The sequence below is a fragment of the Nocardia heshunensis genome, assembly GCF_054782115.1.
Genome location: NZ_BAAGTC010000005.1, coordinates 593875 through 615659, shown reverse-complemented (window position 1 = coordinate 615659; position 21785 = coordinate 593875). Strand labels below are relative to the sequence as shown.

Sequence of the window (21785 nt, the reverse complement as noted above, 5' to 3'; positions counted from 1 at the left end):
TGAAACAGCAATGCCTCACAAATACTTTCGGCCATGAGCACGACGAAGACCACTCGCTACGTTGCGATCGGATCAGCACTGGCGGCAGCGATGATCCCGCTTTCGATCGGAACGGCCACGGCCGCATCGGGAACCGACAACGGCCCGGGACAGGACAACATCTGGGTGGGTGGGGGCCCGGATCTCCTGGCCTGCGAGGCGACGGCGCAAGCCTGCGACCTGACCGCCTACGTCTATGACATGTCCACCCCCGTGACCCTCAGCGTGGATGGAAAGGCGCTGGCCACCGGCGCTCCCGTGGCCAGCTCCGGCACCATCGAACCCGGCAAGTTCATGACCGTCTGGACCCCGCAGACCGCTGGCTCACACGTCGTCAGCATGCAACAGGGCACCCAGAACCAGTCGATCACCGTACGTATCATCGACAACAACGGTCCGGAGGCGGTCACCAAGCGATTCGAGAACTTCGTCACCGGGCTGATCTGCAATACGGGATCCGGTCGGACGAGCTCGGTCTCGGGCTCTGCGGGCTGTATCTCGGGTGATGTGCATTGATCACGATGAGCAAGGTCGTGCGTCCTGCGGCGACCGCGGCGGCCGCACTGGCCGCCGTCGTCCCACTGGCCACCGGAACCGCCACCGCCGCAGCCAGTTTCACCGTCCAGACGTCGAGTGCCACTGCCGACGTCTACGGCTGCGAACTAGCAGGCGAGTCCTGCCGTGTCTCGGTCGGCAACCTGACCGACTGGTCGACGCCCATCGCCGTCGCCGTCGATGGTGCCTCTCTCGGCACGATCACGCTCCCCGGCAGTTGCTGTGGCGGCTTCTCCGGCGTGATCTGGACTCCGCAGAAGGCAGGCAACTACACCCTCACCGCCACCCAGGGCGCCCAAACCGCCTCCCTGGCAGTCAATATCGTCGACCCCAACTCGCTGCAGGGCATCCTGAAGCGGTACGTCGGCAGCTGATCGATCGAGCGAACGGCGGACGTGTCGGGGTATGCCGCTAGGGTCGGCCGGGTGAACGTGCAAGTCATTCCCGGCCGATTGCTCGAAGTCCCGACCGCGGACGTGACCGGAATGGACCGCCGGGCCTTCGGCGAGTTCATCGGTCCCGGAGGCGAACTCGCGTCCTATGCCTTCGGCTGGACCACCGGCGCGGACCCGCATGCGGGTCGCTTCAGCGTCGGAATCGGGGCCGGGAATCCTGGTGGCGCAACCTTTCACGCGGTGGTGTTCGAGCACGAGGGCACGCATGCCTTCGCCCTCGTGGACGACCCGTTCGAGCAGGTGCCGCAGGGCGGCCCCGACTTCACCGCCGAGCAGGCCCGCGCCCATCAGGATCTGCCGTTCATCTGGTGGGTCGTCGACAATGTCATGCAGCGTGACCCGCGCGCATGGTGGATGCGGCACTGGCTGTTGGGGACCCGCTGCATTCAGACCCCGGAAGTCTTCGAGCAGCGGGAGCCGATTCTCTACGTCAGCAATGACGACGATGACGACCTCTGGCAGTTGATCGGCACCAGCGACGCGGCCAGCGAAGGCCACATCGGCCACCTCTACCACGCCGTGGACGAGGACCCCACCCTCATGGCCGTGCTGGATATGCAACCGGGCTCCGAGAGCACCCGCACCACCGCCGGTGGTCCCTGGATCAGGACCTCCGCGACCGACTGAGCGGCGTCACTCCACGATCGCGTCGACCTCGATCTCGACCAGCAGCGCCGGGTCGATCAAGGCGCTGACCTCGAGCATGCTGGCGGCCGGGCGGATATCGGCGAACACTTCACCGTGCGCCTTGCCGACCTCCTCCCACCGGCTGATATCGGTGACGAACATCCGGGTCCGCACCACATGCTCGACCCCGGCCCCCACCTCGGCCAGGGCAGCGATGATGCGCCGCAACGCCTCCCGAGTCTGCTCGCCGATATCTTCCCCACCCACGGCCCCACCCTCGGGGTTCGCCGCCGTGGTCCCGGCCACCGAAACCCACTGCCCCACGCGGACCGCCCGGGAGTAACCCACAACCGGCTCCCACGCCGCACCCGAAGAAACAATCTGTCGACTCGTCACCCGCCCCATTCTGCCCCGCGAGGCAAATGGATTACGGGTCAGCGGTTGGTACGTGCGGGGCGATTGTCGCCAAGGCCGCCGTCAGCCGGTCCAGGTCGACCTTCCAGCCGCTGATGTTCTTGGCGCACTGCAGGAGTCGCCTGTCGGGTGCGCCGCTCAACGCCGAGGCGGCCGACTGCACGGCCCGCCCGCTCTCGGACTTGGGCGTGTACAGGGGCGGCGCGTCGGCCCGCCGCAGCACACCGAGCCAGGGGATGTTGGAAGCCGAGTACTGCCGCCACAGCACGATCGCCTCCACCTCGGACCACGGCACGTGCTTGGTGGCCGCCCGATACCGGAGCAACTGACCGCCGAGCGTGATGCCGGACGCATCGGCCCGCAGGGCCACCTTGCGTGACAGCACCGTGGCGAGTTGGAGCAGACCGCTCAGACCGAACAGCACGAGGCTGCCGATGCGCATCAGCACGGGCATATCGGGAATGGCGATCGCCGCCGCCGTGAACCCGGCCGCGATCAGCAGCACCAGAACCGCTTTTGGAGTGAAGCCGTAGCGCTCCTCGTAGATCATCCCCGTACCCGGCAGCGGACCGGCCTCCTTCGGGCCTCACGCTAACACCGGTCCGGCAGGCCGCTACTGGCCCGGGAGGTGGGTTCGGTGGTTCGATCGGAGGCATGAGTGAGAGCGGGCAAGGGACGATTGTGTCGGTGCAGCGGGAGGTTCCGGTGGGGGCCGGGGCGATTTTCGGGCTGATCGCAGATCCGGCCGAACAGCCTCGGTGGGATGGGAACGACAATCTGGCGAGCGCGGCAGCGGGGCAGCGGGTTCGGGGTGTGGGGGAGGTGTTCGAGATGGTGCTGACCAATGGGGTGGTTCGGGAGAATCACGTGGTGGAGTTCGAGGAGGCGCGGCGGATCGCCTGGCTGCCCGCGGAACCGGGCGCGCAGCCGCCGGGGCATCTGTGGCGGTGGGAGCTGGAGCCGTTGGGGGACAACCTGACTCGGGTCCGGCACACCTACGACTGGACCAACCTGCGGGACGAGAAGCGGCTGCTGCGGGCGCGGGCCACCACCCCGGAGATGTTGTTCGCGTCGCTGGATCGCCTTGCGGCGCTGGCGGAGAAGGGGTGAGCCGCCCGGTCCCGGCCTGCTGATCGGGACCTCGGCGTGATCGACCTGGCCTGCCGAAACTTCTAAACTGTCTGAGACGGGGTGGGGATCTCGGTAGGAAGGATCGCCGACGTGGCCGGACTCAGGAGAAAAGGCATCGCCCGGATGGCGAAGGTGGCGAGCATTCCCGCGACGCTCATGGCGCAGCGGGTCGCCGCCACCGGCAAGAGCCTGCTGGCCGGCGCCGAACGCGGATCCATCACCGACGAGATGCTCGACAATGCCGCCGACCAGGTCTTTGCCGTGCTCGGCGAACTCAAGGGCGGGGCGATGAAACTCGGCCAGGCGCTCAGCGTCGCCGAGGCCGGGGTGCCGCCGCGCTTCGCCGACCACTTCCGGGAGGCGCTGACCAGGCTGCAGCAGGAGGCCCCGCCCATGCCGGTGGCCGACACCCACCGCATGCTGGATCTGCAACTGGGCACCGGATGGCGTAGGCGCTTCACCCGATTCGACGAGGTGCCGGTGGCCGCCGCCAGCATTGGACAGGTACATCGGGCCACTTGGCACGACGGCCGCGACGTTGCGGTCAAGGTCCAATATCCGGAGGCCGAGGAGTCACTGCGCGCGGATCTCAAGATGCTGCAGATGGTTTCGGGTGCGTTCAACACGCTCCTGGCCGGAACCAATGCCCGGCAGCTCATCGAGGAGTTCCTGGCCCGCACCGAGGATGAGCTCGACTATCGGCTAGAGGCCGCCTACCAGCGCCGCTTCGCCAAGGGATTCGCCGGTGACCCAAGGTTTTTCGTGCCGCGCGTGGTGGCCGCGGCCCCGAAGGTCATGGTCACCGAATGGATGGACGGCACCCCGCTCTCGCGCATCATCGCCGACGGATCACGGCCCGACCGCGACCGGGCCGGACTGCTGCTGGCCGAATTCGCGCTCTGCACACCGACCCGGGTCGGCGCGCTGCACAGCGATCCGCACCCCGGCAATTTCCAGCTGCGGCCCGACAATCGTTTGGGCGTCATCGATTTCGGCGCCTGCACCGAAACCCCCGACGGCATTCCGCGCGCGGTCGGACGCCTGGCCCGCTGCGCGTTGGCGGGCGATTACGACGCGCTGGAGGCGGTGCTGCGTGCGGAAGGATTCGTGAAACCGGGCGCACCCATCGACATGGCGGTCATCGCGCGCCGCATCGAACCGATCCGTGAGCGCGTCGACGGCCACGACTTCCACTTCAGCCGGGCATTCCTGCAAGAGGAAGTGGCGCGCTCACTGGAGCCGGAGAACATCTCCCTGACCAATGCCCGCGCTCTGAGAGTCCCCGCCGACCGGCCCGAATACGCCATGCTGTCCCGCGTTTTCGGCGGCATCGTCGGCATCTGTTCCCAACTCGACGCGCAGGGCCCATTCCTCGAGCTGGTCGAGAAATGGGTCCCCGAATTCGGTGGCGCTCAGGACGTCGCGTCCTGAAGCACTCGCACGGAGGTGGTGGTGAACCGGTAGTCGCTCAGCGGGAAATGCCGGTTTTCCCAGTACATTTCGAGCTGTGTCGAGGGCCGGAACGCCGCGCCGTCGCCCTGATAATTGATGTAGTAGGTGTTCGAGCTGACACAGCCCTGGGTGAACAGGTGGGTCTTCTTGGCCCGTTCGTCCATGCGAGCGAAGTACCGATCGTGCGGCTCCTGCCGCACCTCCACCCGGGTCGCGCCGCGCCGCCGTGCCTCCTTGATGACACGGGCGGCATGCGCCGAGGTCGATTCGATCAGCGGGATATAGGAACCCGGTGCGTAGGCGTAGGGGCCGACGATGAGGAAGGCATTCGGGAACTTCGGCACCGAAACACCCTGGTACGCCTGGAATCTATTGGCATCCCAGAACTCGCCGAGTTCGAGCCCGTCCCGCCCGTAGATCGGATACGGGGGCGTGAAGCCCTTCTCCATGACCTTGAATCCGGTGGCGCACAACACCATATCGAATTCCCGCTCGCGCCCGTCGGCGCTGACGATGCCGGTCGGCGTGAAATGCTCGATGCCGTCGGTGACCAGATCCACGTGGGAACGCGTGAACGTCTTGAAGTAGTCGTTTGAGATCGAGGGCCGCTTGCAGCCGAAGCGATAGTCCGGGGTGAGCTTGCGGCGCAGCTCCCGGTCGCGCACCTGACTGAAAAGGTAAGCTTTCATGGCGGTTTCGGCGACCGTCAGCCCGGCGGAGGTGATGCGCGGGTAATTCGAGATGGCCAGCCCCGCACCCAGCCCGGCATTCACGCCCACATTGCCGACGGTCCGGATGAGATATTGCAGCGGCGCGAAATTCAGCACCGCATTGGCCGTGGCGCCCATGGGGAAATCCGGTTTCGGCCCGATCCAGATGGCGCGGCGCTGATAGACCGTCAGCTGCGAAACATCCTTGGCCAGTTGGGGAATCGCCTGCAAGGCCGTCGCCCCGGTGCCGATCACCGCCACCCGCTTGCCGCGATAGTCGTAGTCGTGATCCCAGCGGGAGCTGTGCATGATCTTGCCGGTGTACTCGTCGATCCCGGCGATCTCCGGTTTGTGCGGCTGCTCGAGCCCGCCGACCGCGCCGATGACATACCGGGCCGTGAGCTCCGACCCGTCCTCGAGCCCGATCCGCCACAGATCCTGCTGCTCGTCGAACACGCCCCGCACCGCCCCCGACCCCAGCCGCAGCTTGTCGCGCAGCCCCTGCTTGTCGACGACTTCCTCGGCGTAGCGCTGCAATTCGACGCCGGGCGCGAACAACCGCGACCACTGCGAGCGCGGCTGGAAGGAGAAGTTGTACACCGGCGACGGCACATCCACGGCCACGCCGGGATAGGTATTGGCCAGCCAGGTCCCGCCGACCCGGTCCCATTTGTCGATCAGGACGAAATTCTCGACCCCGGCCCGGCGCAGCGCGACACCCGCGCCGATACCGCCCAGACCCGCACCGACGATCACGACCTCGTGGGTCGGTGACGGTGCGGAGCCATGGCGAGAACCGTTGGTGGAACTCATGATGCAGACCTCGAATCCAGGATCGATCGGTTCAGAGCACCGGGGCCGTCGCCTGCGCGATGACCTCCGGAAGTTGTTGCCGCCGCAGCTTTCCCGCCGTGGTGCGCGGCAGCTCGGGCACGAAAACGATCTCGCGTGGCACCTTGTAATTGGCCAGGGTGGTCTTGATATGCCGTTGCAGCGCGGTGACACTCGTGCGCGACCCGTTCTTCAGCACGACCGCCGCCGCCAGCCGCTGCCCGAAGTCGTCGTCGGGCACCCCGACCGCCCCGGCGTCCGCGACGGCCGGATGCGCCAGCAGCGCCTCCTCGACCTCCTGCGGAAAAACGTTCTCGCCACCGGAGACGATCATGTCGTCGGAGCGGCCGTCGATATAGAGCCGGCCTTCGGTGTCGAAATGCCCGAGATCGCCGGAGTCCATGTGCTTTCCGACCATCTCCTTGGTGCGGCCGTCGCTGTAGCCGTGGAACATGCTCGGGTTCTTGTTGATGATGCGGCCGGTCACCCCGGGCGGCAGCTCGCGGCCGTCGCGGTCGACGATGCGGATATCCACGATCCCCGTCATCGGGCGGCCGACCGTGCCGGGCGCGGCCCGCAGATCCGCTGGCGTGGCCAGGGTTCCGGCCCCGGTCTCGGTGGAGGCGTAACCGTTGAACAGCACCTCACCGAACTCGTCCTGGAACGCCGTGGCCAGCCACGGCGGCAGCGGCGCGGCCCCGCACATCACCATGCGCAGGCTCTCCACGTGATAGCCGTGGCGGTCACGCGGCGGCAGATCCATGATGCGTTTGAGCATGGTCGGCACCAGGCAGGCGATCTGCACACTGTGGCGTTCGATATCGGCGAGTACCGTCTCGGCGTCGAACCGTTCGTGCACCAGCGCGGTGGAACCGAGCAGGAACGCGGCGGCCAGCGCCAGGAAACCGTAGGTGTGATGCAGCGGCGGCGCGATCACCATCGGCTGCCCGAGCCGCGGAATCGGCTCGACCCGAGCGAGATCCGCCAGCGCCAGCACCATGCGCGGATGCAGCCCGGCCAGCATGGGCCCGGCCGCGCCCACACCCATCGGCCGCGGCGCGCCCTTGGGCACCCCGGTGGTGCCGCCGGTCAGCAGGATGAGCGAGCCCCCGGCCGCGGGTTCGCGCACCGGCGGGCCGCCCGCCCCGACCAGCTCCGCCACCGTCGGCAGCCCGCCCGCCGCGCCGCGCACCACCGCCCGGTGTCCGCCGTACCCGGATTTCTCGATCTCCGTGTGGAATTCGCCGTCGTAAAGCAGCACCTCCACGCGTTCGCGGTCGAGCACCTCGCCGATCTGCGGCCCGGCGAACCCGTAGTTCAACGGCACCAGATCCGCCGAAAGCCGCGCGGCCGCATAGGCCGCCAGCACGAACCCGCGATGATTGCGGCACAGCACCCCGACCCGCTGCCCGCGCCGCACACCCCAGCGCGCCCGCAACGCCGCCGCGAGCCGCTGCACCTGGCGATCCAGTTCGGCCGCGGTGATCGGACCATCGTCATCGATGACGGCCGGGCGGTCCGGAAACCGGGCCGCGAAGGCCGAGAGCGCGGTCGCCAATCCGACGCCGCCGCGTAAAGACCAGGCCAGCTGCGGAATCCGGGTGGGTGGGAGCAGGGTCAACGCCCCACTGGCCGGGATCCAGCCCGCCACCGTCACCGCGTCGTCGAGCAGATTCACCGCCTGTTCGACCCGCCCGATCGGCCCGGCCCAGTCCACGGGACGGTTGTTCCAGTTGCCCGCCTTGGCGTAGATCGTCAGCATGCGTTGCGCCGCACGGGAATTGTCCAGCGCATACGACAGTGGCGCGCTCGCCCGCTCCCACCACGGGCGAATCGCCAGCGGCCGATCCACGATGGCCCGGCACACCAGGCCCGCCGCCTCCTCGGTCGACATGCTCGGGGTGTAGCGGTAGATCCGGTACGGCCCCAGCATCTCCGAGCGCACCAGTTGCAGATGCACGCTGGTGACGCGGATGCCGTCGGCCCGCAATTCCGGTGCCGCGCCGCGCAACCAGGAGTTGAACGCCGACTTGGAGGCGATGTAGGCGGTCCAACCGACGGCCGGACCGTGCACACCGGCGGTGCTGATATTGACGATGTGGCCTTGGCGTCGAGCCCGCATGGACGGCAGCAGACTCAGCACCAAGCGCACCGGGCCCAGATAGTTGATGTGCGCGGTGTCGTCAAAATTGTCCCAGCGGTCCAGCGAATCCGACAGCCAGCGGCGAATGGACCTGCCCGCATTGTTGACCAGCACATCCACCCGGCCGTGATCGGCCAGCACCCGATCGATCAACGCGGCACAGGTATCGGGGTTCGACAGATCCGCCGGATACGGGTGCATCGAACCCGGGAGATCGGCGGTCTCCGAACGCAATTCCTCGAGCAGGGCGGTGCGGCGGGCGACCGCGATCACGGTCGCGCCATTGGCGGCCAGCCGCAGCGCGGTGGCCCGGCCGACGCCCGAGGACGCGCCGGTCACGAGGATCACCTTGCCGGTCACGGCCGGGGCCAGGCGGCGGTCGCTGATGCCGTATCCGGTGGCGCCCAGCGCGATCCGGACGGACTTGGGCAGTTCGATCATGGGGCACGACTTCCTTGTCGAGCGGGCGTTCAGGCGGTCAGACGGTCGAATTCGTAGTCCGAGAACGGGAATCGGTGATGCGCGCGGCGCGCCGAGAAGAAGCCCGTCGGACGGATGTAGGTGCTGTCGCCTTGCGAATTGCGGTAGTACGTCGGCACGTGCGCGTTCAATTCGCTCAGGTAGAAGCGCATGGCCGCACCGTGCCGGTAGATCCGCCGGTGGTAGGCGTCGGCGACCTCCTGCCGGACCGCCACGAAGGTGGCGCCGCGGCGGCGCGCCTCCGAAATCGCCCGCACCGCATGGTCGGCCGTCATCTCGACGAAGGCATGCCAGCCGCTGCCCGACCAGGAATACGGGCCCACCAGCGTCCACCGGTTGGGCAGGCCGGGCAGCGAGACACTCTCGTACGCCTGCAAACCCTGCTCGGTGTAGTACTTGCCGAGATCCAGGCCGTCCCGACCGAGCACCATGCCGGGCGTGTAGGTCTCCGGATCGGAGAAGACGTGATAGCCGGTGGCCAGCACGATCATGTCGAACTCGCGTTCCTCGCCGTCGGTGGTGCGGATGCCGTACTCGGTGAACCGCTCGATCGGCGTGGTCACCAGATCGACATTGGGGCGATTGAAGGCCAGCAGATACCCGGTATTGGCGGTCGGCCGTTTGGCGATCGGGCCGTAGTCGGGGGTGAGGCCCGCGCGAATCTCCGGGTCGCGCACCATGAGTCGCAGCAACCCGCGATACCCGCGAATGGCCGTCGCGTCGATGGCACGCATGGTCGGCCGGACCACCGGCATGGGCGCGTTCGACATGGTTCGCAGCGCAGCATCGACCACCACCAGGGCCGCACCGTGCACACCGGCCTGCACGCCTGGCACGCGCAGCACGGCCCGCACCGCGCGCGGGATCCGCGGATTCGGTTTGGGCACACACCACACCGGGGTGCGCTGGTAGACCGCGAGACTGCCGACCGTGCCCGCGATGGCCGGGGTGATCTGCACGGAACTGGCCCCGGTGCCGATGATGGCGACCCGCTTGCCGAGCAGGTCGTAGCTGTCGTCCCAGTCGGAGGGGCGTTGAATCTTGCCGCGGTACTGCGCGATTCCTGCGATGCCCGGATCCACCTTGGGGCTGATGAACGCGCCCACCGCGCTGATGACGAACCGTGCGGTCGTCACCCCGCCGCCCTCGAGGTGCAGCTTCCAGCAGTGGTTGTCCTCGTCCCACTCCTCACCGGAGACCGTGGTGCCGAAGCGGATGTGCGGATACAGCCCGAAGCGGCGCGCCACCGCCATGTGATAGCGCTTCACCTCCGCGCCGGAGGCGAACAGCCTGCTCCAGTCCGGATTTCGGGCGAAGGAGTACTGGTAGGCCAGCGACGGGATATCGACTTCCAGTCCCGGATAGTGATTCTCGTGCCAGCTGCCGCCCACCTCGTCGGCCCGCTCCAGAATGACGAAGTCGCGCACCCCGGCCCGCTTCAGCTTGACGCCCGCCGCGATGCCGCCGGGCCCCGCGCCGATGACGGCCACCTCGTGGTCCGGGGCCGGGAGCTTGGTTGTGTCATTGGATGCAGTGGTCACGACGTGGGACCTTCCGGACAGACTCCGGCGCTGCGCTGCGCCTGTTCCACCAGAGTAAGTCTGTCTGGGACAGTGATCAAGACCCGGTGTGGCAGCAATGATCTCGCGACGGGGCCGGTGGACGCGCCCGGTGTCCTCAGCCCGCGGCGACATCCGAGGTCAGGGCGCCCGCGCGCCGCCGTCGCACCGCGGCCAGATCGGTCGGACGATTCGCGTCCGGCTCGTCGGTGCGCAATCGGTAGCGGTCCATCACCGCGCGGAACTCCGGTGACCAGCGCAGAATCTCATCGCGCATCGGCCCGGTGGTCTCGAGTTGGGCCGCCAGCCCGAACAGCGTGACCAGGGCTCGCTGGAACGGCATCAGATAGGCGGGCACCCCCAGTTGCCGATAGGCATTGCTCAATTTCGGGCTCACGGCGTCGAGCGTGCGGCCGCGCAGCCACTCGATATCCACCCGGAAGGTGTCGTCGCGCAGGATCGCGGTGAACGGCAGCAGCTTCGCGGCCAGCGCGGCACTGTCCAGACCGCGGGGGCCGTCGATGAATCCGTGCCGGCGCGCCATCGTGTCGAGTTCCGCCGGGCCGCCGTTGATCAGCGCATCCGCGAGATCGTGGACCAGCGCCGGGAATTGGGCCGGCGGCCACACCGGGCACGCCCCGAAATCCACCACGCCCAGCCGGCCATCGGGCAGCACCCGGAAATTGCCGGGATGCGGATCCCCGTACAGCAGACCGGTCCGGGGCGCCGAGGACCAGAAGAACCGGATCGCGAGCATGCCCACCCGGTCGCGCTCCGCCTGGGCGCCCGAGGCGATCACGCGCGAGACGGGAATGCCGTCCAGCCATTCGCTGACGATCACATCACCGCGCTGGTCCAGCACCCGGGGGATCCGGAAATCGGGATCATCGGCGTACGCCTCGGCGAAACGGCGCTGATTCTCCGCCTCGGCCACGAAATCCAATTCCGCGCGCAGGCATTCGGCGAGCTCGTCCATCACCGCCGGGCCATCGGTATGCGGCACGAAAACCGGTGCCAGCCAGGACAATCCGCGCAGCTGCCGCAGATCGCTGTCGATCGCGGCCCGGGCGCCCGGATACATCACCTTGACCGCCACCGGACGGCCGTCGTGCCAGATCGCGCGGTGCACCTGCCCGATGGTGGCCGAGGCGGCGCGGCGGTCGTCGAATTCGCGGAAATTGTCCCGCCAGTCCGGGCCCATCGACTCCGCCAGCACGGTGTGGACGGTGCGCGGCAGCATCGGCGGGGCCGAATCCTGGAGCTCGCTCAGGGCCGCACGGTACGGTCCGGCCAGCTCCGGCGGCAGCGCCAGCTCATAGATGCCCAGGATCTGTCCCAGTTTGGCGGCGCAGCCCTTCAATTCGCCCAGCACATCGGCCAGGTGCTGGGCGGTGCGCAGCTGGATCTCGCGATCCACCTCGTCGGCCGGTCGCCCCAGCGCCCGCTTGCTCGCCCCGGCCACCCGCCGCCCGGCGAAGGCGATCGGCACGCTGGCCAGTTTGGCCGTGCGAACTGCCTTGCGGGCGGGCGGATTCCCGCCGACGTCGGCATCTCCTCGTCGAGCACCGCTGCGCCGAAAACTCATCGATATACCAACCCCTTGTGCGCCTGCCGATCACGTGCGCATCAAGGAAGTGTGCCACGAAGTGAAACCCGGCGGTACGGAGTCTTGGACGCAGCGGTACGGCCATCTCGAATGCTGGGAAAGCGGAGGAGGATTCGCCGGGCCTCAGGTTTGCCGGGCGGCTACCAGTGCCAGATCGGTCAAGCGGTGGGCGCGGGCGATCTCGGCGGGGGTGAACGGCTCCCCGGTGCGCAGGAAGGTCATCGGGGTCAGGTGGTCGGGCGGATCGATCTCCAGCAGGGTGCCGCCGGGGACCCGGTCCGGGTCGGGATCCGGGACGTATTGCGCGCCCAGCAGTTCCGCGATCACCAGCGGTAGTTCGGCGGGGTCACCGGCGACCCGCGCGGCCAGCCCGAGCGCCCGGGTCTGGCCGTCCACCAGGGTCAGCGCCGAGGCGGGCCAGATGCCGACCGTGATACCGCCCGCCCGGGAGATGGCGTGTGTCAGCCGTGATGACCCGACCTCCGCCGGTGCCGACACCACCAGTTCGTCGAGCACGCCGTTCTCCAGGTGATGCACGTGCACGGCGAGGATATTGGCCCGCCGGTCGGCCAGCTGCTTGGCGAGCAGCTCCAGGCGGCCGGGCTTGTTGTCCAGGCGCACCCGGATGCGCCAGAGCTGCTCGGCACTGTCGAGCCGATGCCGGTTCCGCAGCTCCCGGCCGTGCAGCCAGCGACCCAGATAGTGCATCGCGCCCGGCTCGACGACCCAGATGACCAGGATCGTCGCGGCCACGGCGAGAATGGAGACCGTTGCCAGAAAAGGTAATTCGAGGTGGATGACGAAGGCGTGCAGCGCCAGCTCGACCGGCAGCGCCGCGGCAAGCTTGGCCAGCGCCATCCGGGTACGCGGAGGATGGGGCAGTCGACCGCACACTTCGCACGCCAGCGCGTGAATCTCGGTTTGCCTCATATTCACCACAGTGCGCGAGCAAGATTTCCGCACGGTGGTGCGGTGTAAAGACCCGGTGACGGAATCCGACAATTAGCTTGCGGCAGCACAGGATTGCGTGAACCGAGCCACACTCGCTCGAGAGCTGTGCCCCGGAGCACAGTATTTGCACGACGCGGAGGCTGATTCGCCGGGCGAACCGCGGCACCGATCGCGAGGGGCGCAATGCCGGTCACGAATGCGAGGGCGCATCCGAATTCGCCATGGCGCGCAAGGGTGTTGGACCACGCAAGGACAGCGGGCGCGCTGAGCTCGCTCGCCGGCGGCAGCTTCGGCCGGAATCGCTACTTGGGTGGTAGTGACCTGGCGTAATCGACCCCGCGGCGGATCCATTCGTCGAGGACGTCGTCGTCGGCGACGGCCTCGGTGGCGACGCGCAGCCAGCCGTTCATCTGCCTGCCGCCCATCACCATCGGCTCGACCGAACCCGCCTGCAGCAGGGCGCTCGAGGTGTCGGGGTCGGTGCGGACCATGAGGCCGCCCTTGCCGCTGGCGGCGACCGCCATATTGCCGCCTACCAGGAAGGCCAGGCCGCCGAACATCTTCTTTTCGACCATGTGTGGCAGTTCCGGCCCGAGTGCGTCCCGGATCCGGTCGGCCAGTGTCTCGTCGTATGCCATACCCGCATTGTGACCCATGCCACCGACAGGTCCGCTCGGCGGCGGGCCCGATAGCCGTCGGCTGGCTGGGGCGCGGGGCGGTCCGGAGAGACCGCTCCGGCAGGTGTGGGCCGGTCGCGGGTGAGGTACACGTTGTTGGTGGATGCCCCGCCGACCGTCGGTGTCGAAGAGGAGTTCCTCCTCGTGGATCCGCTCACCGGTGCGCCGGTCGGCCGCAATGCCGACGTCGCCCGCACCGCAGCGGATTTCGGCATGGACCTGCAATTGGAAATCATGCGGTGCCAGGTGGAAACCAGCACGCGCGTGCACACGAATACCGGTGAGCTACTTCAGGAATTGCGGGAACTGCGGCGTGGTGCCGCGGCCTCCGCCGAGAAGAACGACGCGCTGCTGCTGGCAGCCGCTGTGCCGCCGGCCATTCCCGACGAACTGTCCATCACCTCGACCCCGCGCTATCACCGAATCGCCGAGAACTTCGGCAGATTGGCGCACGAACAAGGGCTGTGCGGCTGCCACGTGCACGTGGCGGTCCCCGACCGCGCCGCCGCGCTGCAGGTGAGCAACTTCCTGCGGCCCTGGCTGCCGCTGCTGCTGGCGCTCACCGCCAACTCCGCCATCTACCGAGGCGGCGAAACCGGTTATGCCAGTTGGCGAAACATCCTGTGGCGGCGCTGGCCCAGCGCCGGTCCGCCGCCGCACTTCGACTCGGTCGCAGCCTTCGACACGGCGGTGGAATCCATGCTGTCGCTGGGCGTCATCCTCGATCGCAAGATGGTGTATTGGGATGTGCGGCCGTCGATCACCTTTCCGACGGTGGAGGTGCGCGTCAGCGACGTGCCCGCCACCGTGGAGGAGACCGCGCTGCTGGCCAGCCTGGTGCGGGCCTGCGCAATGACCGCCCGCACCACCGATCTGGTGCCGGTGATCGCGGAAGACGTACTGCGCGCGGCCTATTGGCGAGCGGCGCACGAGGGCCTGGACGGTGCGGCCATCGATCCCCTCGACGGCCGCACGGTACCGGTGCGCGAGCTGCTCGACCGGCTCATCGAGCACATCCGGCCCGCGCTGGAACAGCTCGACGACCTCGGGTTCGTCACCGAGGCCGTCGCGGCGCTGCTGTTGCGGGGCAACGGGGCACGCCGCCAGCTGAATGCCTTCCGGGCCCGCGGCGCGCTCGGCGATGTGGTGGGCGAGCTCGCCACGGCGACCCTGGACGGCTGCCGGTAGCCGGACCTATTTCAGCTGCAGGCAGAGCGCGAAGTCCATGAGCTCCGGCCCGCCGTTGAAGCTGGTCGAGTGCGTGATGACCACGTCGGTGGCCGGGTAGTTGTTGTCGCACTCCTTGTCGGCCGCCAGACCGGTCGGCTTGGCCAGCACCGTGGCCCGGGCGCGTGGATCCGAGCAGTCCACGACCTGCACCTTCGGCCGATTGTCCTTGGCGATATCGCCGTTGCTGTCGTAGACGCAGTCCCCGACCTTGGCCGACTTGGCATCGTGGGCAGCCTGGGTGGTCGGCGCGACCGACGGGACGACCGGCACGTACGGCATCGAGTAACTCGTCGTCGGCGTGTAGTTGTAGTTGTAGCTGTTCCGATTGGCCGACGTACCGCTGCTGTTGCTGCTGCCGAACGCGACGAACGCGATGGCGATGATCGGGATCAACAGCCCGATGATCGTCGGCCGCTGCCACAGCGGGCGGCCCGGATCCATCGGCAGCCTGGGCGCACCGGGGATGGGCGGCGGCAACTGCTGCAACCGTGCGCGATTGACCGTATTGATCAAGAGCGTGACCGGGTTGGCGATGATCGCCGAGATCGGCCCCCACCAGCCCTGCACGAGGCTCTCGCCGGTCATCTTCCGGAAGGAGGCCAGTCCGCAATCACGGCAGTACGGGCCCGGCAGCTTCCGGAAGCTCATGATGAAGATCATGCCGCGGTGTGCGCGGAAGTCGAGATCTATTGCGGGAGTGGCACCGCAATAGTTGCAATAGACGCCGTTGGCCTGGGCGAATTGGGCGGCCTGATGCGGGTTCGGCGCGGATTGGGTTGTGCCGAACGGCGATTCGGGCATGGACAAGCTGACGATCCCCCTGGGTGGAGCTGGAAACCGACGTATTGAAACACATCACGGTGACAATCGCAGATTCCAGCCTGAGCACCCGTCCGGCATCTGGGATCAAGGCATCGGTTGCGAGTCCAGGATCATGTCGAAGTTGACCTTGGTGCCCTCGACATTGGTGGTCTTGGCGGTGACACCCCAGCGGGTGCCGTCGGTTTCGGTCACCACGCAGCGGATGCTCGCGCCGGTGGCGCCGCGCAGCAGGCCGTTGCAGGTGGAGGATTGCGGGGCGCTGCCGACCTGCTGAACGTAGTAGTTCGAGACGCTGGAGGCGACGTCCTCGGGGGAGACGTAGTTGTCGTTGAAGTTCAGGTCGTAGTAGACGTCCTTGCCGTCGACCTTGGTGACCTTCGTGGTGATGACCCAGTTCTGTCCGTCGGCGGCGGTCGCGGTACAGGTTTGGGTGGCATCCACCTTGGCGGCGAGATCGCCGTCGCAGGACACGGTCTTCGCGTCCTCGTGTGACTTGTCCTTGTAGAAGCTGCTGACCTTGGTTTGTACATCGGTCTTGGTGACCGCCCCGGATCCGGAGCTGGCGGAGCAACCCACGGCGAGGAGCGGGACAAACGAAAGAGCCAGCGCGGCTGTAGCTTTTCTCATGGACAACTCTAGGCGCGGATTCGCTGGGAAAATCTTGTGAATGAGCTTGCAAAACCGGCGAATCCGGCGTGTTCCCCGGTGGCGCGCCGAAGTGGGGGGATCGTTAGGGAGCTTGACAGTGGTCCGGTCCGCCGCAGGTCAGGGACCGGACCACCGTTGATCGGCTCAGCTACTGCTGGCGCCACTCCTCCAGCTGCGGGGATTCCGCACCGATGGTGGTGGATTCGCCGTGACCGGTGTGCACCAGGGTCTCCGGCGGCAGGGTCAGCAGGCGGTCGGCAATCGAATCGACGATGGTGCCGTAGTCCGAGTACGACCGACCGGTCGCACCCGGGCCGCCGTGGAACAGGGTGTCACCGGTGAAGACCGCACCCAGATCCGGCGAGTGGAAGCAGACCGCGCCCGGCGCGTGACCCGGCGTGTGCAGCACGTGCAGTTCCGTCCCGCCGACCGCGATCACCTGCTGGTCCGACAGCTCACCGTCCGGCTTCACATCCGGATGCGTCTGCTGCCACAGCACCATGTCCTCGGGATGCATGAGCACCGGAGCGCCCGTGGCCTTGGACAATTCGGGCGCCACCCGGATGTGATCGTCGTGCGCGTGGGTGACCAGGATGGCCTTCACCGTGCGGGTGCCGATCACGTCCAGGATGGCCGCGACATTGTGCGGGGCGTCGATGACGACACACTCCAGATCGTCGCCCACCACCCAGACATTGTTGTCGACATCGAAGGTCTCGTTGTCGAGGCTGAAGGTGCCGACGGTGACGGTGTGGTCGATGTGTGCCATCAGAACACCACCACCGAACGCAGGACATCACCGTGATGCATCTTGGTGAAGGCCTCCTCGACCTCGCCGAGCGCGATGGTCTCGGAGACGAAGCCGTCCAGGTCGAGGCGGCCCTGCTTGTAGAGCTCGATCAGGTACGGGAAATCCCGCGAGGGCAGGCAGTCGCCGTACCACGAGGACTTCAAAGACCCACCGCGCGAGAAGAAATCGATGAGCGGCATATCCAGGGACATGTCCGGGGTCGGGACGCCCACCAGCACCACGGTGCCCGCCAGATCCCGCGCGTAGAAGGCCTGCTTCCAGGTCTCCGGGCGGCCCACCGCATCGATCACGACATCCGCGCCGAAACCGTCGGTGAGTTCCTGAACCCGTTCCACCGCATCCTCTTTCGAGGCGTTCACGGTGTGGGTGGCCCCGAAACCGGTGGCCCACTCCAGCTTTCGCTCGTCGAGATCGACGGCGATGATGGTGGTGGCGCCCGCCAGCTGGGCTCCCGCGATCGCGGCATTGCCGACACCGCCGCAGCCGATCACCGCGACCGAATCGCCGCGGCTGACCGCGCCGGTGTTGATGGCCGCGCCCAGGCCCGCCATCACACCGCAGCCCAGCAGGCCCGCGGCGGCGGGGGAGACGCTCGGATCCACCTTGGTGCACTGCCCGGCATGCACCAGGGTCTTCTCGGCGAACGCGCCGATACCCAGGGCCGGGGTGAGTGGGGTGCCGTCGGTCAGCGTCATCGGCTGCGACGCATTGAAGGTCGAGAAGCAGTACCAGGGCTTGCCCTTACGACAAGCGCGACACGATCCGCAGACCGCCCGCCAATTGAGGATGACGAAATCCCCGGGCTCGACATCGGTGACGCCCTCGCCCACCGATTCCACGATGCCCGCCGCCTCGTGCCCGAGGAGGAAGGGGAATTCGTCGTTGATGCCGCCTTCGCGGTAATGCAGATCGGTGTGGCAGACCCCGCAGGCCTGCACCTTCACCACCGCTTCCCCCGGACCCGGGTCCGGGATCACGATATCGGTGACTTCCACGGGAGCGTTCTTGGAGCGTGCGATGACGCCGCGCACGATTTGTGACAACGAAATTCCTTCCTGGCCGACCGCAATGCCTTCGACTATGGCAGGCGAGTTCGCCCACGTCATCTAGTACCCGGGGTCACACAGAACGAATCCGGTTGTGGCTTATCACAAGAGCGTACGCGCGGCGCCCTCGGCAATGGTCGCGGCGACCAGGCTGAGCGCGGGCGAATCCAGCTTCCACTGCTGCCAGTAGAGCGGAACGTCCACGAATACCTTGTCGTCCAGCGGAATCAGATCGTCCTCCGGGCGAATCATGATGTCGGGGATCATGCCCCAGCCCAGACCGACCCGGACGGCATCGTTGAATCCGGCCGAGGACGGGATGTAATGGCGCGGCGGATCGACCTGTTTGCGGGTGTAGTGGCGCATGAGCCGGAACTGCAGATCGTCCTTGCGGTCGAAGAGCACCACGGGTGCGTGGGCGAAGGATTTCGCATTCGCGCCGTCCGGGAACCAGGTGCGCGCGAATTGTGGCTGGGCCATGGGTCGATAGCGCATCGCGCCGAGTCGCCGCACCGAACAACCCTGGACCGGGGCCGCGGTGGAGGTGATGGCGGCCATCACCGTGCCGTCGCGCAGCAGGCGGGTGGTGTGTTCCTCGTCCTCGCGGTGGATTTCGAAACAGAGGCCGGGAGCGGCGCGGCCGAGCGCGTCGATGACCCAGGTTTGTAGTGAATCCGCATTGACGGCAATGGGAATCACGACCGGTCGGTCGGTGGGCTGGTGGGCGTCGCCAAGTTCGCGGGCGGTGTCGCCGGTGAGCAGCTGGATCTGCCGGGCCAGCCGCAGCACGGTGAGCCCGGATTCGGTGGGCTGCACCGGTTTCGTGCGCTGCACCAGGATCCGCCCGGCTGCGTCCTCGAGCGCCTTGATGCGCTGGCTGATCGCCGAGGGGGTCACGCTGAGTTTGCGGGCGGCGGCGTCGAAGGTGCCCTCGCTGATGACGGCATCGAGGGCGCGCAGTTGATCCAGCTGCAGGTCCATATTAAGAAAGCGTAATGGTACGTCAGAATCTTTAGCTGGCCTGGTCATGGACGCTCGTCCTAACTTCGAACGGTGAACGCATCATCGGCGGCCCTGGCGGCCATCTCAGGACTCGGCTTCGGACTCTCCCTCATCGTGGCGATCGGCGCCCAGAACGCCTTCGTGCTGCGCCAAGGCATCCGACGCGAACACGTCCTCCCGGTGGTAGCGGTCTGCATCACCTCCGACGTCATCCTCATGACCCTCGGCGTCGCGGGCTTCGGCACCATCGTCGACGCGGCCCCCATGCTGATGACCATCGCCAAATACGCCGGCGCGGCCTTCCTCCTGGGCTACGCCTTCCTCGCCGCCAAGCGCGCCCTCTCCGCCTCGGGCCTCTCCGCGGGCGGCGGCGCCCCCATCGCCTTCGGCGCCGCGATCGCCACCTGCCTCGCCGTCACCTGGCTCAACCCCCACGCCTACCTCGACACCGTCGTCCTCCTGGGCTCCTTCGCCAACACCTACGCCACCCCCGACCGCTGGTTCCTCACCGCCGGAGCGATTGCGGCCAGCCTCATTTGGTTCCTGTCCCTGGGCTTCGGCGCGCGTCTCCTGGCCCCCGTCTTCGCCAAACCCAAGGCCTGGAAGATCCTCGACTCCGTCATCGCTCTCGTCATGACAGCCCTAGCTGCCACGTTGCTGCTGACCTAGCTACCGGGAAACCAGGTCAGGAGGGGAGTCGCCAGGCGCCGAGGTAGGGGTTGGCGCTGCCGGATTGGGGTTGGCAGTAGACGGCTCGGCCGCTGGAGGATTGGGCTATGACGTCTTTGCGGAGGTTGCAGGGTTGGCCGGGGTCGTGTTTGCCGGTGGTGAGGGTGCCGGGGCTGTCCCACACGTAGGAGGGGGTGGTGCTGCCGGCTCGGCGGGCGCAGACGAGTTGGGTGCCGTTGGTGGCGTAGCCGAAGGTTCCGGCTTCGGCGGCATTGCAGGGGTAGCCGACGGCGGGGTGACTGACCGGGAGCCAGGAGTAGCTTGTCGCGCCGCTCGCCACGTCGCAGGTGAGGACGGTGCCGTCGTCGGCGACGGTGGACTGGCCGGGTGTGGTGCAGGTGCCGTGGACCACCGCGGCCGCCGTTGTCGTGGTGGTGGCGGTTGTGGTGGTCGTCGGGGACGAGCTGGAGGGGATGGCGTCGGTGCCCTCGTAGACCGAGGAGGGGGTGGTGGTCACGGTGGGTGAGGTCGACGGGGGCGGGGTGAGGACGACGTGTGGGGTGTTGGGTCCGGTGGCCGCGTTGGGGGCGGCGTTCCAGCCGCTGCCGCGCGAGAGCAGCAGGCCGCCGATGGCGAGGACCGAGACCACGATGGTGGCGGTCAGGCCGATGATGGCGTACTTGCTGCCCTGCGACATCTTGGGGCGGCGGGGTTCGGGCTCGTAGTCGTCCTGGATCGCGGCGAACACCTCGGTGTTCTGCGTCCACAGTTCGTCGTTCGGCTGATAGCCCGGTGGTATCGGATTCCCGCTCATCCCAATAGCTCTCGTTCGGTGTTCCCGCTGTGATCACCGGGCAAACGGAGGATAAACGGGCAAACCGCCGCGCGGTAGCCGAAGTTTCAGGAGCGGCGGATGTCGGAGAGTTGGACGGGCTTGCCCTGGTGGCGTGAAAGTTCGCATGCCTCGGCGATATAGAAGGCTTCCAGGGCTTCGGCGGGTGGGCACGGGTTGGGCTGGGTGCCGGTGATCACGTTCAGGAAAGTGGCGAGTTCTTCGGTGTAGGCGCCGTGGAAGCGGTCCATGAAGCCGGGGTAGGCGGGCAGCGCGGAGGGCGGGTAGCCGGGTTCCACGGAATGCAGAGGGGCACGGTCGTCGAGGCCGACGACCGCATTGCCGAGTGCGCCCAGCGCTTCCAGGCGTACGTCGTAGCCCGCGCCGTTGTAGCGGGTCAGGGACACCGTGGCCAGGCAGCCGTCGTCGAGGCGCAGTATCACCGCCGCGGTGTCGACGTCGCCCGCGTCGGCGAAGAACTGTTCGCCGCGGTTGGCTCCGGTGGCGTACACCTCCACGACTTCCCGGCCGGTGACCCAGCGGATGATGTCGAAATCGTGGACGCCGCAGTCACGGAACAGGCCGCCGGAGCGCGGAATGTATTCCGCCGGTGGCGGTGCCGGGTCGAGGGTGGTGGCGCGCAGGGTGTGGATCCAGCCCAGATCCCCGGCCGCGATGGCGGTGCGCGCGGCCCGATATCCGGCGTCGAAGCGCCGCTGGAAGCCGATCTGCACCGGAACCTGCGACCGCTCCACCCGCTCGACCACCCGCAGCGTGCCGGAAATGTCTGCGGCGATGGGCTTTTCGCAGAACACCGGGATGCCGCGATCCACCGCGGCGGTGATCAGCGCGGGATGCGAATCGGTGGCGGTGGTGATGACCAAGCCGTCGATATCGGCGGCCAGCAGCGCCTCGATATCGGGCGCGAAGTCCACCTCGAGCTTGTCGGCGGTGGCGCGGGCGCGTTCGGTGTCGGCATCGGTGACGATGACCGTGCCCACGCCGGGCAGGGTTTTCAGGGTTTCGGCGTGGGAGGTGCCGATGCGGCCGGTGCCGGCGAGGCCCACAGTGATCGGGGCGGACATGATGGCTCCT

The 21785-nt window shown here is 67.6% G+C and carries 22 protein-coding genes; 7 read left to right on the top strand and 15 right to left on the bottom strand.

The features are described from left to right. The first annotated feature begins 33 nt into the window (after window positions 1-33). The 3 genes from ACYVN4_RS21655 to ACYVN4_RS21645 are packed head-to-tail and all read left to right on the top strand — an operon-like array spanning window position 34 to window position 1676. A complete protein-coding gene (locus ACYVN4_RS21655) occupies window positions 34-555 on the top strand; it encodes a hypothetical protein (RefSeq protein WP_460723767.1) in 522 nt (173 codons plus the stop codon). A gap of 5 nt (window positions 556-560) precedes the next feature. After that, the gene (locus ACYVN4_RS21650; protein WP_460723766.1) at window positions 561-968 is read left to right on the top strand and encodes a hypothetical protein; all 408 of its coding nucleotides are present in this window, start codon (window positions 561-563) and stop codon (window positions 966-968) included. Window positions 969-1019: 51 nt separating this feature from the next. Next, complete coding sequence (locus ACYVN4_RS21645) at window positions 1020-1676, top strand: hypothetical protein (protein ID WP_460723765.1); 657 nt, start codon at window positions 1020-1022, stop codon at window positions 1674-1676. 6 nt (window positions 1677-1682) lie between these two features. On the opposite strand, the gene ACYVN4_RS21640 is transcribed toward ACYVN4_RS21645, so the two are convergent. Together ACYVN4_RS21640 and ACYVN4_RS21635 are read right to left on the bottom strand one after the other, a co-directional pair. After that, a complete protein-coding gene (locus ACYVN4_RS21640) occupies window positions 1683-2072 on the bottom strand; it encodes a RidA family protein (protein WP_460723764.1) in 390 nt (129 codons plus the stop codon). Between the two features lie 31 nt (window positions 2073-2103). Next, window positions 2104-2640: a hypothetical protein gene (locus ACYVN4_RS21635; protein WP_460723763.1), complete on the bottom strand. Its 537-nt coding sequence runs from the start codon at window positions 2638-2640 to the stop codon at window positions 2104-2106. Window positions 2641-2744: 104 nt separating this feature from the next. Here ACYVN4_RS21635 and ACYVN4_RS21630 point away from each other — a divergent pair, with 104 nt between their 5' ends. Together ACYVN4_RS21630 and ACYVN4_RS21625 are read left to right on the top strand one after the other, a co-directional pair. Beyond that, window positions 2745-3200, top strand: a complete 456-nt coding sequence (locus tag ACYVN4_RS21630; protein ID WP_460723762.1) for an SRPBCC family protein — start codon at window positions 2745-2747, stop codon at window positions 3198-3200. A 111-nt stretch (window positions 3201-3311) separates the two neighbouring features. Further along, window positions 3312-4652 carry an ABC1 kinase family protein gene (locus ACYVN4_RS21625; RefSeq protein ID WP_460723761.1) on the top strand — a complete coding sequence of 447 codons (1341 nt, stop codon included), beginning with the start codon at window positions 3312-3314 and terminating at the stop codon, window positions 4650-4652. Here ACYVN4_RS21625 and ACYVN4_RS21620 read toward each other — a convergent pair. The 6 genes from ACYVN4_RS21620 to ACYVN4_RS21595 form a co-directional block, all read right to left on the bottom strand. Beyond that, window positions 4634-6196, bottom strand: coding sequence for a flavin-containing monooxygenase (locus ACYVN4_RS21620; RefSeq protein WP_460723760.1), 1563 nt, complete (start codon window positions 6194-6196; stop codon window positions 4634-4636). The genes ACYVN4_RS21625 and ACYVN4_RS21620 overlap by 19 nt on opposite strands. A gap of 31 nt (window positions 6197-6227) precedes the next feature. Further along, on the bottom strand, window positions 6228-8798 hold the full coding sequence (locus ACYVN4_RS21615; RefSeq protein WP_460723759.1) for an SDR family NAD(P)-dependent oxidoreductase: 2571 nt from the start codon (window positions 8796-8798) through the stop codon (window positions 6228-6230). A gap of 29 nt (window positions 8799-8827) precedes the next feature. Further along, complete coding sequence (locus ACYVN4_RS21610) at window positions 8828-10378, bottom strand: flavin-containing monooxygenase (protein ID WP_460723758.1); 1551 nt, start codon at window positions 10376-10378, stop codon at window positions 8828-8830. A 136-nt stretch (window positions 10379-10514) separates the two neighbouring features. Next, window positions 10515-11981, bottom strand: a complete 1467-nt coding sequence (locus ACYVN4_RS21605; protein ID WP_460723757.1) for an ABC1 kinase family protein — start codon at window positions 11979-11981, stop codon at window positions 10515-10517. A 144-nt stretch (window positions 11982-12125) separates the two neighbouring features. After that, window positions 12126-12932 carry an amino acid-binding protein gene (locus ACYVN4_RS21600; protein ID WP_460723756.1) on the bottom strand — a complete coding sequence of 269 codons (807 nt, stop codon included), beginning with the start codon at window positions 12930-12932 and terminating at the stop codon, window positions 12126-12128. 323 nt (window positions 12933-13255) lie between these two features. Continuing rightward, window positions 13256-13591: a TfoX/Sxy family protein gene (locus ACYVN4_RS21595; protein WP_460723755.1), complete on the bottom strand. Its 336-nt coding sequence runs from the start codon at window positions 13589-13591 to the stop codon at window positions 13256-13258. A gap of 138 nt (window positions 13592-13729) precedes the next feature. Here ACYVN4_RS21595 and ACYVN4_RS21590 point away from each other — a divergent pair, with 138 nt between their 5' ends. After that, a complete protein-coding gene (locus tag ACYVN4_RS21590; RefSeq protein WP_460724059.1) occupies window positions 13730-14818 on the top strand; it encodes a glutamate--cysteine ligase 2 in 1089 nt (362 codons plus the stop codon). A gap of 6 nt (window positions 14819-14824) precedes the next feature. On the opposite strand, the gene ACYVN4_RS21585 is transcribed toward ACYVN4_RS21590, so the two are convergent. From ACYVN4_RS21585 to ACYVN4_RS21565, 5 genes are all read right to left on the bottom strand, one after another. Beyond that, the gene (locus ACYVN4_RS21585; RefSeq protein WP_460724058.1) at window positions 14825-15661 is read right to left on the bottom strand and encodes an LppU/SCO3897 family protein; all 837 of its coding nucleotides are present in this window, start codon (window positions 15659-15661) and stop codon (window positions 14825-14827) included. 105 nt (window positions 15662-15766) lie between these two features. Further along, a complete protein-coding gene (locus ACYVN4_RS21580; protein ID WP_460723754.1) occupies window positions 15767-16309 on the bottom strand; it encodes a DUF4333 domain-containing protein in 543 nt (180 codons plus the stop codon). Between the two features lie 169 nt (window positions 16310-16478). After that, on the bottom strand, window positions 16479-17099 hold the full coding sequence (locus ACYVN4_RS21575) for an MBL fold metallo-hydrolase (protein ID WP_460723753.1): 621 nt from the start codon (window positions 17097-17099) through the stop codon (window positions 16479-16481). Further along, the gene (locus tag ACYVN4_RS21570) at window positions 17099-18184 is read right to left on the bottom strand and encodes an S-(hydroxymethyl)mycothiol dehydrogenase (RefSeq protein ID WP_460723752.1); all 1086 of its coding nucleotides are present in this window, start codon (window positions 18182-18184) and stop codon (window positions 17099-17101) included. Before ACYVN4_RS21570 ends, ACYVN4_RS21575 begins: the two co-directional genes overlap by 1 nt. Window positions 18185-18289: 105 nt before the next feature. Beyond that, the gene (locus ACYVN4_RS21565) at window positions 18290-19168 is read right to left on the bottom strand and encodes a LysR family transcriptional regulator ArgP (protein WP_460723751.1); all 879 of its coding nucleotides are present in this window, start codon (window positions 19166-19168) and stop codon (window positions 18290-18292) included. Between the two features lie 72 nt (window positions 19169-19240). On the opposite strand from ACYVN4_RS21565, the gene ACYVN4_RS21560 reads away from it, so the two are divergent. After that, window positions 19241-19858: a LysE/ArgO family amino acid transporter gene (locus ACYVN4_RS21560; protein ID WP_460723750.1), complete on the top strand. Its 618-nt coding sequence runs from the start codon at window positions 19241-19243 to the stop codon at window positions 19856-19858. Window positions 19859-19874: 16 nt separating this feature from the next. On the opposite strand, the gene ACYVN4_RS21555 is transcribed toward ACYVN4_RS21560, so the two are convergent. Beyond that, window positions 19875-20672: a hypothetical protein gene (locus ACYVN4_RS21555; protein ID WP_460723749.1), complete on the bottom strand. Its 798-nt coding sequence runs from the start codon at window positions 20670-20672 to the stop codon at window positions 19875-19877. A gap of 86 nt (window positions 20673-20758) precedes the next feature. Next, entirely contained in the window at window positions 20759-21775 is a 1017-nt protein-coding gene (locus tag ACYVN4_RS21550) for a Gfo/Idh/MocA family protein (RefSeq protein ID WP_460723748.1), read from the bottom strand. Between the last annotated feature and the right edge of the window lie 10 nt (window positions 21776-21785).